This is a genomic window from Achromobacter sp. 10T422 (assembly GCF_056394065.1).
In genome coordinates this window covers 263,526-277,713 of sequence record NZ_JBFTHD010000006.1, presented here as the reverse complement: position 1 = coordinate 277,713, position 14,188 = coordinate 263,526, and the positions used below count along the sequence as shown (strand labels likewise).

General features: G+C 66.0%; 17 protein-coding genes. 6 read left to right on the top strand and 11 right to left on the bottom strand.

The window, feature by feature from the left end:
- Positions 1–67: 67 nt before the first annotated feature.
- The 3 genes from azu to AC1DB0_RS17765 form a co-directional block, all read right to left on the bottom strand.
- Entirely contained in the window at positions 68–520 is a 453-nt protein-coding gene (gene azu, locus AC1DB0_RS17775; protein ID WP_175170049.1) for an azurin, read from the bottom strand.
- A gap of 170 nt (positions 521–690) precedes the next feature.
- Positions 691–2,004, bottom strand: coding sequence for a PQQ-dependent sugar dehydrogenase (locus tag AC1DB0_RS17770; protein WP_476757981.1), 1,314 nt, complete (start codon positions 2,002–2,004; stop codon positions 691–693).
- Between the two features lie 96 nt (positions 2,005–2,100).
- Positions 2,101–2,439: a PepSY domain-containing protein gene (locus tag AC1DB0_RS17765; RefSeq protein ID WP_476757982.1), complete on the bottom strand. Its 339-nt coding sequence runs from the start codon at positions 2,437–2,439 to the stop codon at positions 2,101–2,103.
- A 178-nt stretch (positions 2,440–2,617) separates the two neighbouring features.
- On the opposite strand from AC1DB0_RS17765, the gene AC1DB0_RS17760 reads away from it, so the two are divergent.
- From AC1DB0_RS17760 to AC1DB0_RS17750, 3 genes are read left to right on the top strand one after another with little or no spacing between them, the layout of a single operon-like run.
- Entirely contained in the window at positions 2,618–2,980 is a 363-nt protein-coding gene (locus AC1DB0_RS17760) for a PepSY domain-containing protein (protein ID WP_420865312.1), read from the top strand.
- The gene (locus AC1DB0_RS17755; RefSeq protein WP_054422595.1) at positions 2,980–3,642 is read left to right on the top strand and encodes a response regulator transcription factor; all 663 of its coding nucleotides are present in this window, start codon (positions 2,980–2,982) and stop codon (positions 3,640–3,642) included. The genes AC1DB0_RS17760 and AC1DB0_RS17755 overlap by 1 nt, the downstream gene beginning before the upstream one ends.
- Positions 3,639–5,042 (top strand): sensor histidine kinase, encoded by a 1,404-nt coding sequence (locus tag AC1DB0_RS17750; RefSeq protein ID WP_427945408.1) that lies wholly within the window; start codon positions 3,639–3,641, stop codon positions 5,040–5,042. The genes AC1DB0_RS17755 and AC1DB0_RS17750 overlap by 4 nt, the downstream gene beginning before the upstream one ends.
- A gap of 27 nt (positions 5,043–5,069) precedes the next feature.
- Here AC1DB0_RS17750 and AC1DB0_RS17745 read toward each other — a convergent pair whose 3' ends face one another.
- From AC1DB0_RS17745 to AC1DB0_RS17730, 4 genes are all read right to left on the bottom strand, one after another.
- Positions 5,070–5,498: a universal stress protein gene (locus AC1DB0_RS17745; protein WP_054422594.1), complete on the bottom strand. Its 429-nt coding sequence runs from the start codon at positions 5,496–5,498 to the stop codon at positions 5,070–5,072.
- A 17-nt stretch (positions 5,499–5,515) separates the two neighbouring features.
- Positions 5,516–5,941, bottom strand: coding sequence for a universal stress protein (locus AC1DB0_RS17740; RefSeq protein WP_054422593.1), 426 nt, complete (start codon positions 5,939–5,941; stop codon positions 5,516–5,518).
- Positions 5,942–6,062: 121 nt separating this feature from the next.
- Positions 6,063–6,866 (bottom strand): glutamate racemase, encoded by an 804-nt coding sequence (murI, locus tag AC1DB0_RS17735; protein ID WP_175170044.1) that lies wholly within the window; start codon positions 6,864–6,866, stop codon positions 6,063–6,065.
- 9 nt (positions 6,867–6,875) lie between these two features.
- A complete protein-coding gene (locus AC1DB0_RS17730) occupies positions 6,876–7,808 on the bottom strand; it encodes a LysR family transcriptional regulator (protein WP_054422591.1) in 933 nt (310 codons plus the stop codon).
- A gap of 140 nt (positions 7,809–7,948) precedes the next feature.
- Here AC1DB0_RS17730 and AC1DB0_RS17725 point away from each other — a divergent pair, with 140 nt between their 5' ends.
- From AC1DB0_RS17725 to AC1DB0_RS17715, 3 genes are read left to right on the top strand one after another with little or no spacing between them, the layout of a single operon-like run.
- Positions 7,949–8,524, top strand: a complete 576-nt coding sequence (locus AC1DB0_RS17725) for a chromate transporter (protein ID WP_454669628.1) — start codon at positions 7,949–7,951, stop codon at positions 8,522–8,524.
- Positions 8,521–9,045 carry a chromate transporter gene (locus AC1DB0_RS17720; RefSeq protein WP_054422589.1) on the top strand — a complete coding sequence of 175 codons (525 nt, stop codon included), beginning with the start codon at positions 8,521–8,523 and terminating at the stop codon, positions 9,043–9,045. Before AC1DB0_RS17725 ends, AC1DB0_RS17720 begins: the two co-directional genes overlap by 4 nt.
- 31 nt (positions 9,046–9,076) lie before the next feature.
- Positions 9,077–9,865: a DUF1345 domain-containing protein gene (locus tag AC1DB0_RS17715; RefSeq protein ID WP_476757984.1), complete on the top strand. Its 789-nt coding sequence runs from the start codon at positions 9,077–9,079 to the stop codon at positions 9,863–9,865.
- Positions 9,866–10,005: 140 nt separating this feature from the next.
- On the opposite strand, the gene AC1DB0_RS17710 is transcribed toward AC1DB0_RS17715, so the two are convergent.
- The 4 genes from AC1DB0_RS17710 to fdhD form a co-directional block, all read right to left on the bottom strand.
- A complete protein-coding gene (locus tag AC1DB0_RS17710; protein ID WP_054422588.1) occupies positions 10,006–11,139 on the bottom strand; it encodes a methyltransferase in 1,134 nt (377 codons plus the stop codon).
- Positions 11,140–11,279: 140 nt separating this feature from the next.
- Positions 11,280–12,947 carry an OFA family MFS transporter gene (locus tag AC1DB0_RS17705; RefSeq protein ID WP_054422587.1) on the bottom strand — a complete coding sequence of 556 codons (1,668 nt, stop codon included), beginning with the start codon at positions 12,945–12,947 and terminating at the stop codon, positions 11,280–11,282.
- Positions 12,948–13,073: 126 nt separating this feature from the next.
- A complete protein-coding gene (locus AC1DB0_RS17700) occupies positions 13,074–13,331 on the bottom strand; it encodes a formate dehydrogenase subunit delta (RefSeq protein ID WP_054422586.1) in 258 nt (85 codons plus the stop codon).
- A gap of 18 nt (positions 13,332–13,349) precedes the next feature.
- On the bottom strand, positions 13,350–14,183 hold the full coding sequence (fdhD, locus tag AC1DB0_RS17695) for a formate dehydrogenase accessory sulfurtransferase FdhD (protein ID WP_476758051.1): 834 nt from the start codon (positions 14,181–14,183) through the stop codon (positions 13,350–13,352).
- Between the last annotated feature and the right edge of the window lie 5 nt (positions 14,184–14,188).

Below are 14,188 nucleotides of genomic sequence, written 5' to 3'. Positions count from 1 at the left end.
CCGAATGGAAACGGGCTCCTTGCCCCTGGCGGACCAGGGGCAAGGAGCCCGTGCAGGCAAGCGCCGGTCAGTCGACCAGTTTCAGCGTGCCCTTCATCAGCGCGAAGTGGCCGGGGAAGGAGCAGAAGTACGTGTAGTCGGTGCCGGCAGCGAGTTTGCTGACGTCGAACGTGACGGAATCGCTTTGGCCGCCGCCAATCACCTTGGTGTGGGCGATGACGCGGGCGTCGTCTTTCTTCACGTAGTCGTTGTCTAGGCCCGCAGCCATGCCGTCGTTCACGGCGCCTTGCATGTCGGCGGTTTTGGTCAGCACCCAGTTGTGGCCCATGACGTTCTTGGCCAGCGTGCCGGGGTGCTTCAGGTTCACGGTGAACTGCTTGCAGCTTTTGCTGACCGTGATTTCCTTCTTGTCGAACTGCATCTGGTCATTGCCAGCGATATCGATCGAGCATTCGGCGGCCAGGACCGGGGCCGACGCAACAGCGAGGACCGCTGCAACGCACAATTTCTTGAACACCATATTCATGCCTCCAATGTTTCGAGGGGAGCGGACTGCCGGCGGCGCGATGCGCTGGAAACCGGCGATACGACATTCTCGCGCTACTGTAGGCCAGAAAGCGGAATCGCGCGTGCGGCCGTTTGACCCAGCGCAAGCCGGCGCCATTGAGTTGCGCCGGCCGCACAACCGGATCAGGGTTTGGGGCTGACGCGCCAGATCACATTGCCCACATCGTCGGCTACCAGCAGATCGCCCTGGCGGTCGATGGCGACGCCCACCGGCCGGCCTTGCGCCTGGCCGCTTTCATTCAGGAAGCCCGTCAGCACATCACGCGCTGTACCGTCGGGCGTGTTTTGCGCGAAGGGCACGAAGATGACCTTGTAGCCGCTGCGCGGATCGCGGTTCCACGACCCGTGCTGGCCCACGAACATGCCGTGTGCAAAGGGCGCGGGCAGCCGGCTGTTGCCTGACCACGCCAACCCCAGCGACGCCGTGTGCGGCCCCAGCGCGTAGTCGGGCACGATGGCGGTGGCCACCAAGTCAGGCCGAGGCGGCGTGACACGGGTGTCCACGTGCTGCCCGAAGTAGCTGTAGGGCCAGCCGTAGAAGCCCCCGTCACGCACGGACGTCATGTAGTCAGGCACCAGGTCGCTGCCTAATTCGTCGCGCTCGTTCACGGCGGTCCACAACGTTTTGTTATCTGGCGCCCAGGCCATGCCGACCGGGTTGCGCAGGCCCGTGGCATACAGCCGCTTGTTGCCGCTGGCCACATCGATTTCCCAGATGGCGGCGCGGCCGGCTTCGATCTCCATGCCGTTTTCCGCGACGTTGCTGTTCGAGCCAACCGACACATAAAGCTTGCTGCCGTCCGGGCTGGCGATCAGGTTCTTGGTCCAGTGGTGATTGATGCCGGCGGGCAGATCGGTGACCTTCACCCCCGCCGCCGAGATTTGCGTTTGGCCCGGTTCATAGGGAAAGCGCAAGACGGCGTCGGCATTGGCTACGTACAGTTGGTTGCCAACCAGCGCCATGCCGAAGGGCGAATTCAAGCCTTGCAGCAACACGCTGCGCGTGTCGGCCACGCCATCGTGGTCGGTGTCGCGCAACAGCGTGATGCGATTGGCGCTGGGGGTCTTGGCCCCCGCGCGTTTCATGACGATGCCGCTGGCCCATTCCTTCAGCCCGCCCGAGGCATCTTCGGGCTTGGGCGGCGCGTTGGTCTCGGCGACCAGCACATCGCCATTGGGCAGCACGTACAGCCAGCGCGGATGGTCCAGTCCGCTGGCGTACGCGTTGACGCCCAGGCCGGCCGCGGCCACGGGCTGCGCGCCGGCGATCCAGCCCACGGCTTTTGCCGTGTTGACGGTGGGAATCAGGGTGGTGTTGGGGGCGGGCAGTTTTGGGGTCGGCCCCATGCCCGATTCAACGGGCAAGGTGGCGACTTCGCCGCAGGCGCTAAGCGTAACCAGCGTGAGGCCGGCCGCTGCGAGACGCAGGGTGGGCATGATGCGACTCCGTAATCTTGAATGGATTCATCATACTCACCCCAAGGATCGTCTTTACCCCGCCGTGTTTACCCCGGCGCGGTTGACCCACTGCGTTCAGTCGTCGAAGCGGCTGCGCGTGACTGCGCCCGATTGCGGATCAACGCGCAGCTTCACGCGCTGGCCCTGCGGGTCGTACGCCTTGACCTCGTAGCCGTGCTTGCTGGAACGTTCGATCTCGGAGATATTGCGGTAGCCGGCGGCTTCCATCTTGTCGTAGACCTGGCGGATCGTCAGCATCGGGGCGGCGGCCGGTGCAGTCTGAGCGGCCGGAGCGGCCTGAGCCTGAGCCGGGGCCGGAGCCGGAGCCGCGGTTTGCGCCTGGGCGGCGGTGCCAGCGACCAAAGCGGATGCGCCAATTGCCAGGGCGGCCAGGGTTTTTTGAATGCGCGTCATGATGGGATATCTCCTAAGGGTAAGGGGGAAAATGCTGGCCGTTGCAGCGACCATGTGCCCATTATTCGGGTTGGCGCATGAACCTATTCTGAAGCCGCCGTTCATCCCAGGTTCATCCTCGGCGCGGTATAAAAGACGCTCCCTTTCCCCCTTATTCGCCCACCAAAGAGGTCCGGCATTGCGGTATTTTCCCCTGACATGGTCCAAGCGCGGCGGCCTGTTGCTGTCGGGCTGCGCCTTGGCGCTTGCGCTGATCGCAGGCCCCGTCAGCGGGCTGGCCGGCGAAAGCGACCACGAACGCGCACGCCAGGCGCTGGAAGCCGGCAAGGTGCTGCCGCTGGGCGCGGTGCTGGACATCGTTGAACGCGATTTTCCCGGGCAGGTCGTCAAGGTGGAATTCGAAGAAGACGATGACGAATTCATCTACGAGATCCGCGTGCTGCAAAGCGGCGGCGGCATCCTCAAACTGAAGCTCGATGCGCGCGACGGCACCTTGTTGTCCGTCAAGGGCCGCGACATCAAATTCAAGGGCAAGGACTGATGCGCATCCTGGTGGTTGAAGATGAACCCACGCTGGCCGGCCAGCTGGCCGACGCGCTGCGCGGCGCGGGCTATACGGTGGATGTATCCGGCGATGGCGAATCCGCGCGCTTCCTGGGCGATGTGGAAGCGTTCGATGCCGTGGTGCTGGACTTGGGCTTGCCGGTGATGGATGGGCTGACGGTGCTGAAGCAATGGCGCGCCGCCCAGCGCAACATGCCGGTGCTGATCCTGACCGCGCGCGACAACTGGCACGAAAAAGTGGCCGGCATCGACGCAGGCGCGGACGATTACCTGACCAAGCCTTTTCACATGGAAGAGTTGCTGGCGCGGGTGCGCGCGCTGCTACGCCGCAGCACCGCGCACGCCAGCGCGCAATGGCGTTGCGGCCCGCTGATGCTGGATACGCGCCAGGCCAAGGTCACGATCGACGGCCAGGCGCTGACCCTGACCAGCCACGAGTTCAAGGTGTTGTCGGTGCTGATGCAGCGCGCGGGCGAGGTGGTGTCGCGCACGGAATTGATCGACCACGTGTACGCGCAGGACTTCGACCGCGACTCCAACACCATCGAGGTCTTCATCGGCCGGCTGCGCAAGAAGCTGCCGCCCGACACCATCGAAACGGTGCGCGGGCTGGGCTACCGGTTGGCGGCGCGCGAATGATGACGCGGCGCGCGGGCGTGCTGGGCTCGCTGCGGCTGCGCCTGCTGGCCGGAACGCTGGCCTGGATTCTGGTGGCGGTGGTGATGGCGGGGTGGGGGCTTTCCAGCCTGTTTCGCCAGCACATCACGCAGCAGTTGCAGGCCGAGCTCACCTTGCATCTGAACCAGCTCACCGCCGCCATCAACATGGGCGCCGACGGGCGTCCGGTGGTGTCGCCGCCGCTGAGCGACCCCCGGTTGGAGCAGCCGCTGTCGGGTTTGTACTGGCAGGTGGACCGGCTGGCGGATGGCGGCAAGCCGGCGGCCATGGGCGTGGCGCGCTCGCGGTCCTTGTGGGACCAGACACTGGACGCACCCCTGAAACCCGTGCCGCGCGATGCCGATAGCGGCGATCAGGTTTATGACCTTACCGGCCCCGCCGGACGCAGCCTGACGGCGCTTGCACGCGTGCTGAAGCCGGCTGAAGAAGACGCCGCGCCCTTGCGCCTGATTGTGGCCGCCGACCGCAACGTGCTGGCCGAACCCATCGAGCGCTTCAACCATATGCTGGCGATTGCCTTGGGCGCGTTGGCCGTTGGCTTGACGGCGGCCGCCGTGGTGCAGGTGGTGGTGGGTTTGCGGCCCTTGGCTCGGCTGCGGCGGCAATTGGCGAAACAGGATGCGGGCAGCAGCCGCATCGACGGCCAGTTCCCCAGCGAGATCCAACCCCTGGTGGACGATTTCAACCAGGTGCTGGCGATGAACGCCGACATCGTGCAGCGCGCCCGCACGCAAGCGGGCAATCTGGCGCACGCCGTCAAGACGCCGCTGACCATTCTTGCCAATGCCGCCTCGCGCGACGCGAGCGTGCCAGCGGCGTTGGTGGAAGAACAAGTGGCGATGGCCAACCGCCAGATCAACTATCACCTGGCCCGCGCACGCGCCGCTGCCGCATCAGGCGCGGCCGATGGGCGCGCGCCGTTGCAGGACGCGGCGGCGGGCTTGGTGCGCGTCATGCAGCGCCTGTATGCGCAGCGCGGTTTGCAGATCAGCATGCAAGGCTTTACCGGCGCGCAAGTGTTTCGTGGCGAGCCGCAGGATTTGCAGGAAATGTTGGGCAACCTGCTGGATAACGCCTGCAAATGGGCGCGCAGCCAGGTGGTGATATCGGTGGAACCGGCAAGCGGCGCGCGCTTGCTGATGCATATCGATGACGACGGCCCGGGCATCGAGGACGATGCCCGCGAGCGCATCTTTCTGCGCGGCGTGCGCATGGACGAACAACTGCCCGGCTCGGGCCTGGGGCTGGACATTGTGCGCGATCTGGTCGGCACGTATGGCGGCGAGGTTCACGCGAGCCCATCGCCGTTGGGCGGGCTGCGCGTGTCCTTGTCGTTGCCGGGGCTTGCCGGCGCGATATGAATACTAAAAACGCGCCAGCCCGACGCGTTACTTCACCAGCGTGACCGGCACGTCCGACAGTTGCAGCACCTGATTGGCGACCGAGCCGATCAGGATGTTGACCAGGTTGCCATGGCCGCGCGTGCCCATCACGATGCGGGCGCAGCCTTGGTCGCGCGCGTAGCCGGCGATCTCGGTGGCGGCGTGGCCGAATTCGATGTGGCTGGTGTAGTCGGTGCCAGTGGTGTCCAGCAGCTGGCGCGCCTCGTCGGTGGCCTCCTGGCCTTCGCGGGCGTAGAACTCGTCGATCATGTCTTGCGTGATCAGACGGGAAACGCCGGCGCGCCCTTGCGTGGGCGTTTGCACGTTAAGCAGATGGATGCGCGCGGCGGGCGCGCCTTGGGCCAGTTGGCGGGCGTACAGCACGGCGCGGTTGGCATTGTCGGAGCCGTCGACGGGGACCAGGATGTTCAGCATGGATGCTCCTTGATGCATTACTTGACCAGGGTGACGGGCAATTCCGTCAGGTGCAGGACGCGCGTGGCGACGGACCCCATGAACAGCGACGAGACCGACCCCAGGCCACGCGACCCCATGAAGATTTCGTCAGCGCCGGATTCGCCGGCGATGCGGACGATGGTTTCAGCCGCTTCACCGATTTCAACATGCACGGCGAAGGGCACGCCCGCTTGCGACAGCAGGCGGCTGGCTTCCTGCAAGGCGGCCTGGCCTTCGTCCTGGTAGTAGGCGTCAATGTCTGCTTGAGACAGGCCGCGGCCGATCTTGCCGGACTTCAGAGGTATCTGGACGCTGAGCAGGTCCACGCGTTCGACGGGGTCGTAGGCGCGGGCCGCCAGCAGGGCTTGGACGGCGTGGACGGCGGGTTTGGAACCGTCGACGGGAATCAGGACGCGTTTCATGGTCGTCTCCTTGTTATGTGCGAGCCGCGAGAGGCTGTGCGATCACTGTATTCCAATTATTCGCCGATTTCGCGCAAGGGACGCTGCGCAGGATCAACCCGCGCGCGCGGCAGGCAAGCGATCAGCGCCAGCGTTCGGGCGTGGCCGCCGCCTCATGCGGCTTGCCCAGCAAGCGGCTGGCCAGCGCCGCCAGCGCGGGGACGCTGCCCGTGGTTTCCAGATGCAGGTCTGCGGCGCCGGTTGCGCGCAGCAAGCCCTTTTCCTGCAACTGATGCCGCAGCCAGCGCGCCACGGGGGCGCCGGTTTCCAGCAAGGGCACGCTGGGGCCGGCCGCCGCCTGGATGGCGTCGCGCAGGAAGGGGAAATGGGTGCAGCCCAGCACCAGCACGTCGGCGCCGGCCGCGCGCAATTCCGCCACGGGCGCTTGCACGGCGGCATCGACGGCGGGGCCGGTGAGTTCGCCTTGCTCCACCAGCCGCACCCATTCCGGGCAAGGCCGCAGCAGGATGCGGACTTCGGGCGCTTCGCGCTGGACCAGCGCGGCGAACTTGGGGCTGGCCAAGGTGCCGGTGGTGGCGAACACCCCCACGACGCCGCTGTGCGTCAGATGCGCGGCGGGCTTGATGGCGGGTTCGACGCCGATGATGATCAGGCCGGGGTGGCGCTTGCGCAGTTGGGCAATGGCGGCGGCGGTGGCGGTGTTGCACGCGACGACCATGGCTTTTGCCTGGCGCGACACGAAATAATCCGCCAGCGCAAAGGCGCGTTGCAGGACGAACTCTTGCGTCTTTTCGCCATAAGGCACGTGCGCGGAGTCGGCCACGTATAGCAGCGATTCATGGGGCAGGGCGTCGCGAATGGCGCGCAGCACGCTCAGGCCGCCAACGCCGGAGTCATAGATACCGATAGGAGATTCGGAAAGCATGGTGCTGGATTATCCGCGAGTCAGGCCGGGGTCTTCGGCGCGATGCCGGCGCACTTCGTCGATCAGCTTGCGGGTGGCGCCTGACATCGGCGTGTCGCGCCAGATCAGGTTCAGTTGCGCGCGCAGCGCCACGGGGCCGGTGACATTGACGTACACCACGCCTTCGATGTTCACGCGGCGCAGCGACGCCGGCACCAGCGACACGCCCAGGCCGGCCGCCACCAGGCTCAGCGTGGACAACATGCGCGGCGCTTCCTGCGCTACGCGCGGGCTGAACCCCGATGCGCTGCACGCGGTGATGATGGCGTCGTACAAACCGGGGCCGCTATGGCGGCGGTAAAGGATCAAGGATTCTTCGGCCAGTTCGGACAGCGCGATCTGGCTGCGCGCGCGTCCCTTGACGGCGGGATGGTCGGCGGGAAAAGCCGCCAGCATGGTTTCTTCCAGCACGGTTTCTTCGGACACGCCCGAACCCGTGCCGTGCGCGCCGCGAATGAAAGCGACGTCCACGCGGCCTTCGCTGACCGCTTCGCGCAGTTCGCCGGTGCTGCTTTCTTCCAGCACCAGCCGCACATTGGGCGCGCTTTCGCGAAAACGGCGGATGACCGTGGGCACAAAGGGATGGAACGCGGCCGACCCGGTGAACCCCACCGTCAGCCGGCCGGCTTCGCCTTGGGACACGCGGCGCACGCCATCGACCGCCTGGTCCACCAGCGCGAGGATATTGCGCGCATCGTCCACCAGCGCGCGCCCGCTTTCAGTCAGTTCCATGCCGCGCGGCAGGCGGTGAAACAGGGTCACGCCCAGCTCTTGTTCCAGCACGCGAATCTGCTGGCTAAGCGGCGGCTGCCGGATGCCAAGCCGGGCGGCGGCCTTGGTCAGATGGGATTCCTCGGCCACTGCCAGGAAGTAACGCAGCAGGCGCAAGTCGACCGATGCCATATGGGTTGGATATGAGTGGTTAAGTGGTCATATATTAGACATTATCTTGAGCGAAGAGTAGGCTTCCCACTCGGTATTTCTCTGTCAGCGCGGTGACGCGCCAGCCCCTGCTTACCGGCCCCAAGACCGGCCCTTACACCATGAATGCAGCACCCTCCACCCTAGAGGCCGAGTGTCGGCCTGCGCCCACTTGCGGGCAGTTGTTTTACGGATTCCTCATGCTTGGCCTGACGGCCTTCGGCGGCGCGCTGCCGCTGGCGCGCCGCATGGTCGTTGAAAAACACGGCTGGTTAAGCGGGCCGGAATTCACTGACCTGCTGGGCCTGTGCCAGTTCCTGCCAGGCGGCAACATCATCAACCTGTCGGTGGCGCTGGGCATGAAATTCCGCGGGCCGCGCGGCGCCTTTTCGGCGTTGATGGGGCTGATCCTGGCGCCGTCGGCCATCGTCATTCTGCTGGGCATGGTGTATGACCGCTTTCAGAGCGATTCGCACATCCAGCACCTGTTCGCGGGCTTGGCGGCGGCGGCGGCGGGGCTGCTGATTTCGATGGCGGTCAAGATTGGCGTGCCGGTGATCAAGCGCCGCGACTGGCTGGCTGGGGTGGTGGCCACGATCTGTTTCGTGGCCATCGCCGTGTTGCGCATTCCCTTGCTGCCGACGATGGCGGTGCTGACGCCGCTGAGCATCCTGGCCGTGTGGAGGCAACGTCGATGATCCATACGCTGATTGCGCTGGCCCTGATCTTTTCCCAGCTGTCCGTGCTGGCGTTCGGCGGCGGCAACACGATCCTGCCCGAGATGCAGCGCCAGGTGGTCGAGGTGCATGGCTGGATGAGCGCGGCCGATTTTTCGGCCCTGTTCGCCTTGGGCCAGGCCGCGCCCGGCCCCAACCTGATGGTGGTGACGCTGGTGGGCTGGCACGTGGCGGGGTGGTGGGGGATGCTGGTCACGACCATCGCCAAGTTCGGCCCGTCGTCGTTGATCACCATCCTGGCGCTGGGCTTGTGGGAACGCTTCAAAGACCGCCCGTGGCGCGGCGTGATTCAGGCGGGTATTTTTCCGATGACCGTCGGGCTGGTCGCGGCCAGCGCGTCGCTCATCACCGAGGCGTCGGCGCATACCTGGCTGCTGGGCGCGATCACCGCCGTGGTGGCGGTGCTGGGCAGCACCACGCGCATCCACCCGCTATGGTTGCTGTTCGGCGGCGCGCTGGTGGGTTTGGTGGCGATCGGTTAGCGTAAGGATCTTGCCGCACGCAGGAGCCCGCATGACGAAGCCGATCCCGGACGAGCCGCAGCACGACGGCCAGAACGAAGGCCAACACGAAGGCCAACACGAAGGCCAGGACGAAGATCAACACGACAAGCCGCAGGGCAATTCCCACGACGGCCCCCACGATAATTCCGCCGCTTCCGTCGACAGGCTGCCGTTCTTCCATGCGCACCGCCGGCTGGTGATGTGCGGCCTGTTGTTCGTGGTGGCGGGTGGCGCGGCCTACGCGCTGGGCCGTTCGCCCAGCCTGGCGCTGCTGCTGGGTTTTGACGCCGCGGCGCTGGTCTTCCTGGTCTTGACCGCCAGGGTGTTCGGCCAGGCCAGCTCGGCCTCGATGCGGGTGCACGCCAAGCAGCAGGACGTCGGGCGCATGGGCGTGCTCTGGAGCAGCGTGGCGCTGTCCATCATGGTGCTGGTGGCGCTGTGGGTGGAATTGCGCGGCGAAAGCAGCGTGGGCGGCGTGGTCGACATGCTGGCGGCTGCGGCCACCATCGTGTTGTCGTGGCTCTACATGAACATGATCTTTGCGCTGCACTACGCGCATGGCTACTACGGCCATCGCAGCGGCACGCACAAGGGGCTGGATTTCCCCGGCACGCAGGAACCGGATTACTGGGACTTCGCCTATTTTGCGATGGTGCTGGGCATGACCTTCCAGGTGTCTGACGTGCAGATCGTCAACCGGCGGGTGCGGCGCATGGCGCTGATGCACAGCGTCATCGCGTTCTTCTTCAACGTGTTCATCATTGCGATCAGCGTGAACGTGGCTGCGGGCAAGGCCTGAAAAAAACGCGGCCCGAAGAACAGTCTTCGGGCCGCGTTATGGTTCATGCATTCATGCATTCATGCGTTCATGCGTTCATGCGTTCATGCGCGCATGCGTGCGGGTCAGGCTACCAATCAGGCGACTTATCAGGCAGTCAATCAAGCAGCCGGTGCAGCCGCCGCGCCCAATCTCCACAACGACGTCACTTCCTTCGAACGCGCCGCGTACAGCGGGTCGCTCGGGTCTTTGGCGCGTGCGTGCGTGGGGCGCGTGTCGATGCGTTCGATGACGCGCAGCCCGGCCGCATCAATCATTTCCATCAACTGTTCGCGCGTGCGCAGGCCCAGGTGTTCGGCCAGGTCCGACAGAATCAGCCAGCCTTCGCCGTTGGGCGTCAGGTGCTCGGTCAGCCCATTCAGAAAGCCGCGCAGCATGCGGCTGTCGGGGTCATACACGGCGTGTTCAACCGGGGAACTCGGACGGGCGGGCAGCCACGGCGGGTTGCAGACGATCAACGACACACGGCCTTCGGGGAAGAGGTCGGCTTCCACGATGTCGACCTGCTTGGACAGGCCCAGCCGTTCCAGGTTTTCGCGGGCGCAAGCAAGCGCGCGCGGGTCCTGGTCGGTGCCGATGACGCGCTTGCCGCCACGGCGCGCAATCACGGCGGCCAGGACGCCGGTGCCGGTGCCGATATCAAAGGCCACGCTGCCTCGCGGCATCGGGGTGTTGGCCACGAGTTCGACGTATTCGCCGCGCAGGGGCGAGAACACGCCGTAGTGCGGGTGGATGCGGTTGTTCAGGACGGGAATTTCCACGCCCTTCTTGCGCCATTCGAAGGCGCCGATCATGCCCAGTAGTTCGCGCAGCGATGCCACGTAGGGCTCGTCGGCGGGGCCGTGGACTTCTTCGCAGGCTTGGCGCGCGTCGGGCGCGCGGCGCAGCGAAATGCCGTGGCCGGCGTCAAACGGAATCAGCAGCATGCCCAGGATGCGGGCGCGCTGGGATTGAATCTGGCGGTGCTGGTTGAAGGCTTCCAGCAGCGTGTCGACCGGCTTGCGCGGGCGCTTGTCCACGCGGCGGGTCATGGCTTGCAGCAGCAGACGCGCGTTCTGGAAGTCGCCGCGCCACAGCAGGCCGACGCCTTCGCAGGCCTGGCGGTAGGCCATGTCCGCGGTCAGGGTGTCGTCCACCACGACCACGCGCTTGGGCGGCGTGGCGCCGGTTTCAGAGAGCCAGCGGGCGGAGCGGGGGGCGTCTTGTTCTACCCAGTGCAGTTCAGGGGCGGTCAATGTGTCGCTCCAGCAAGGACGGGGGGACGGGGCAGGATCATGTAGGGGAGATAAAAAGAAAGGGCGCGGGCTGCCAATGTAGCAGTTTCGCGCCCCGGGGCGGTGCGCGGCGCGCCCGGCGCCGCGCGGATGTGCCGCTTTCAGTGGAACAGGACAACCGCCTTTTGCAGCGTGATCCAGATGCCCCAGGCTAGCGGAATCCCCACGCAGGCCCAGGCGAACAGCACCAGGGCGGCGGGCGTGCGGAAGGTCGAGCGCCCCACGCCGTGCGTTTCAGCGGCGGCTGCGCGTTCATGCGCCAGGGCCTTTTCCTGCGCCAGTTCGGCGTCCGTCATGAAGTATTTGGGGTTGACCGGGCGAATCGCCAGATTGCACAGAAAGCCCAGCACCAGCATGCCGGCCAGGATGTACATGGTGATGTCGTACACCTGCGCGCGCGGCACGCCAATCGACAACTGGTATTCGCGGATGTAGTTCACCAGCACCGGGCCAAAGATGCCGGCTGCCGACCACGCCGTGAGCAGCCGGCCGTGGATGGCGCCCACCATCTGCGTGCCGAACAGGTCGGCCAGGTACGCCGGCACGGTCGCGAAGCCGCCGCCGTACATCGACAGGATCACGCAGAACGCGGCCACGAACAGGGCCAGCGCGCCCATGTGCGCCGTCCACGGAATGGCGGCGTACAACACGAAGCCCAGCACGAAGAAGATCAGATAGGTCAGCTTGCGGCCCAGCTTGTCAGACAGGCTGGCCCAGAAGAACCGCCCGCCAATGTTGAACAGGCTGAGCAGGCCGGTAAAGCCCGCGGCAATGGCGGCAATGGCGGCCAGCTGATCCTTGTCCAATTGGGCGTAGCCCAGTTCCGGCTTGTTGATCAGGCCGCCGCCAAACACTTCCTGCAAAAGCGGGGACGCCATGCCCAGGATGCCGATGCCGGCCGTCACGTTCAGGCACAGCACCAGCCAGACGAGCCAGAATTGCGGCACGCCCCAGACGCGCTTCACGTGCACGTGGCCCTTGGTGATCATCGCGTTGTTGGCATGCTTGGCAGGCGCCGTCCAGCCTTCCGGCTTCCAGCCCGTGGGGGGCACGCGGTAACCCAGCGCGCCCGACATCATGAAGATGAAGTACACGACGGCCATCGTCAGGAAGGTCTGCCAGACGCCGGGCGACGTGGGGGTGGCGAAGTGGCGCATCAGCAGGTCGGCAAGGGGCGCGCCTATCATTGCGCCGCCGCCAAAGCCCATGATGGCCATGCCGGTCGCCATGCCGCGGCGGTCGGGAAACCATTTGATCAGCGTGCTGACGGGCGAGATATACCCCAGCCCCAGCCCAATGCCGCCGATGACGCCCGACCCCAGCCACAGCATCCACATTTGATGCAGGTACACGCCGATGGCCGAAATGACCAGGCCGCCGCACCAGCACAGCGCCGACACCACGCCCGCCTTGCGCGGACCGGCGCGTTCCAGCCAGCCGCCCCAGAGCGCGGCGGAACACCCCAGCAGCACAAAGAACAGCGTGTACATCCACCCCATGGTGGAAATCTTCCAGTCGCAACTGGTGGTGAAGAGTTCCGCGGCCAGGCTCATGTCGGCCGGGCAGGAGAGCGGCTTGGCGCCGCCCACCACCTTGGACAGGGGCAGCCAGAACACCGAGAAACCGTAGGCCATGCCGATGCAAAGATGGATGGCCAACGCGGCAGGAGGCACCAGCCAGCGTGAGAATCCAGGCCCGGCGATCGTGCGTTCTTTGTCAAAAAAACCCGGCTTTGAGCCGGGCAGGTCCAAGGTGGCGGTACTTTCCATGGGGTCTCCTCGTAGGGTGCGGCTTTATCGCTCGCGCCGACCGGAAATAGAACGGGGGCGCGGCCTCGTTTATTGAATCCGTCACTGCGTGCTGCGAACTGACTGCGGTAAAGCGGTGCCGCCTGGCTACCCCACTCGGGGCGCCGGGGTCAGGCGCTGGCGGTTCTGCGTGACCGCGTCCAGCACCAGGGGATGCAACTGTTCATCGCCAGCGTCGCCATTGGGGCTGGCCGCCAGAAAACCCAGCAGCTCGTTGCGCATGCGGGGTTCCCAGAATTTGTGGATATGGTTGGCCACGCCTTCCAGGGCTTCGTGGCGGTCCGGCATGGCGTCAAAGAACTGGCCGATGCGGTTGGCCATGCGGATCAGATTGCCGATTTCCATTGCGTGTCAGGGTTCCGTTCAGGGGGTGAAGCGTTCGGGATGGGCGTACAGCGTGGCGTCGCCGCCGCGCAGAAAGCCCACCAGGCTGACGTTGGCGTCTTCTGCCAGGCGGATGGCCAGCGCCGTGGGGGCGGACACCGCCGCCAAGACCGCCACGCCGGCCGCCGCCGTTTTTTGCACCATTTCGAAACTGGCGCGGCTGGACACCAGCACAATGCCGCCGCCGGCATGCATGGCCTGGCGCGCCAAGGCACCGATGAGTTTGTCCAGCGCGTTGTGCCGGCCCACGTCTTCGCGCACCAGCGCGATGGCGCCGTCGGCGCCCGCCCAGCCCGCCGCGTGCGTGGCGCCCGTGATGTCGTGCAGCGCCTGACGTGCGCGCATGTCGCGCATGGCCGCCAAAACGGCCTGGATACGCACTGTGGACCCGTTGGTCACGGGCGCTACCGGGCGCAGCACTTCGGGCAGGGTTTCCACCCCGCACAGCCCGCAGCCCGTGCGGCCGGCCATGGCGCGGCGGCGGGTCTTTAACCGCACTTCGCAAGCGGTGGAGATCTCCAGCTGCACGACGATGCCGTCGCATTGCGGCAGCACGTCAATGCCGCGCACGTCGCTGACGCTGTCGATGATGCCTTCCGACAGCGAAAAGCCCACCGCAAAGTCTTCCAGGTCGGCGGGCGTGGCCAGCATGGTGGCGTGGCTGATGCCGTTGAACTCCAGCGCCACCGGCGTTTCCTCGGCCACGAAGTCGAGCTCGGGGGCGGGGGCGATGGCCCCGTCCCGCACGCGGGTGACCGGCGTCTGCGTGCAGTCGGGGCGAGTGGGCGGGGACGGGGGCGTAGACGGCGGCATAGTCA

Excerpts from the sequence above, each read along its gene's own strand:
- AC1DB0_RS17745 (WP_054422594.1), bottom strand. The coding sequence starts at position 5,498 with ATGCTGAACATCCTGGTCCCCGTCGACGGCTCCGACAATGCCAACCGC.
- azu (WP_175170049.1), bottom strand. The coding sequence starts at position 520 with ATGGTGTTCAAGAAATTGTGCGTTGCAGCGGTCCTCGCTGTTGCGTCG.
- AC1DB0_RS17725 (WP_454669628.1), top strand. The coding sequence starts at position 7,949 with ATGAATGCAGCACCCTCCACCCTAGAGGCCGAGTGTCGGCCTGCGCCC.
- AC1DB0_RS17765 (WP_476757982.1), bottom strand. The coding sequence starts at position 2,439 with ATGACGCGCATTCAAAAAACCCTGGCCGCCCTGGCAATTGGCGCATCC.
- AC1DB0_RS17750 (WP_427945408.1), top strand. The coding sequence starts at position 3,639 with ATGATGACGCGGCGCGCGGGCGTGCTGGGCTCGCTGCGGCTGCGCCTG.
- AC1DB0_RS17705 (WP_054422587.1), bottom strand. The coding sequence starts at position 12,947 with ATGGAAAGTACCGCCACCTTGGACCTGCCCGGCTCAAAGCCGGGTTTT.
- fdhD (WP_476758051.1), bottom strand. The coding sequence starts at position 14,183 with ATGCCGCCGTCTACGCCCCCGTCCCCGCCCACTCGCCCCGACTGCACG.
- AC1DB0_RS17740 (WP_054422593.1), bottom strand. The coding sequence starts at position 5,941 with ATGAAACGCGTCCTGATTCCCGTCGACGGTTCCAAACCCGCCGTCCAC.
- AC1DB0_RS17700 (WP_054422586.1), bottom strand. The coding sequence starts at position 13,331 with ATGGAAATCGGCAATCTGATCCGCATGGCCAACCGCATCGGCCAGTTC.
- AC1DB0_RS17715 (WP_476757984.1), top strand. The coding sequence starts at position 9,077 with ATGACGAAGCCGATCCCGGACGAGCCGCAGCACGACGGCCAGAACGAA.
- AC1DB0_RS17720 (WP_054422589.1), top strand. The coding sequence starts at position 8,521 with ATGATCCATACGCTGATTGCGCTGGCCCTGATCTTTTCCCAGCTGTCC.
- murI (WP_175170044.1), bottom strand. The coding sequence starts at position 6,866 with ATGCTTTCCGAATCTCCTATCGGTATCTATGACTCCGGCGTTGGCGGC.
- AC1DB0_RS17730 (WP_054422591.1), bottom strand. The coding sequence starts at position 7,808 with ATGGCATCGGTCGACTTGCGCCTGCTGCGTTACTTCCTGGCAGTGGCC.
- AC1DB0_RS17770 (WP_476757981.1), bottom strand. The coding sequence starts at position 2,004 with ATGCCCACCCTGCGTCTCGCAGCGGCCGGCCTCACGCTGGTTACGCTT.
- AC1DB0_RS17755 (WP_054422595.1), top strand. The coding sequence starts at position 2,980 with ATGCGCATCCTGGTGGTTGAAGATGAACCCACGCTGGCCGGCCAGCTG.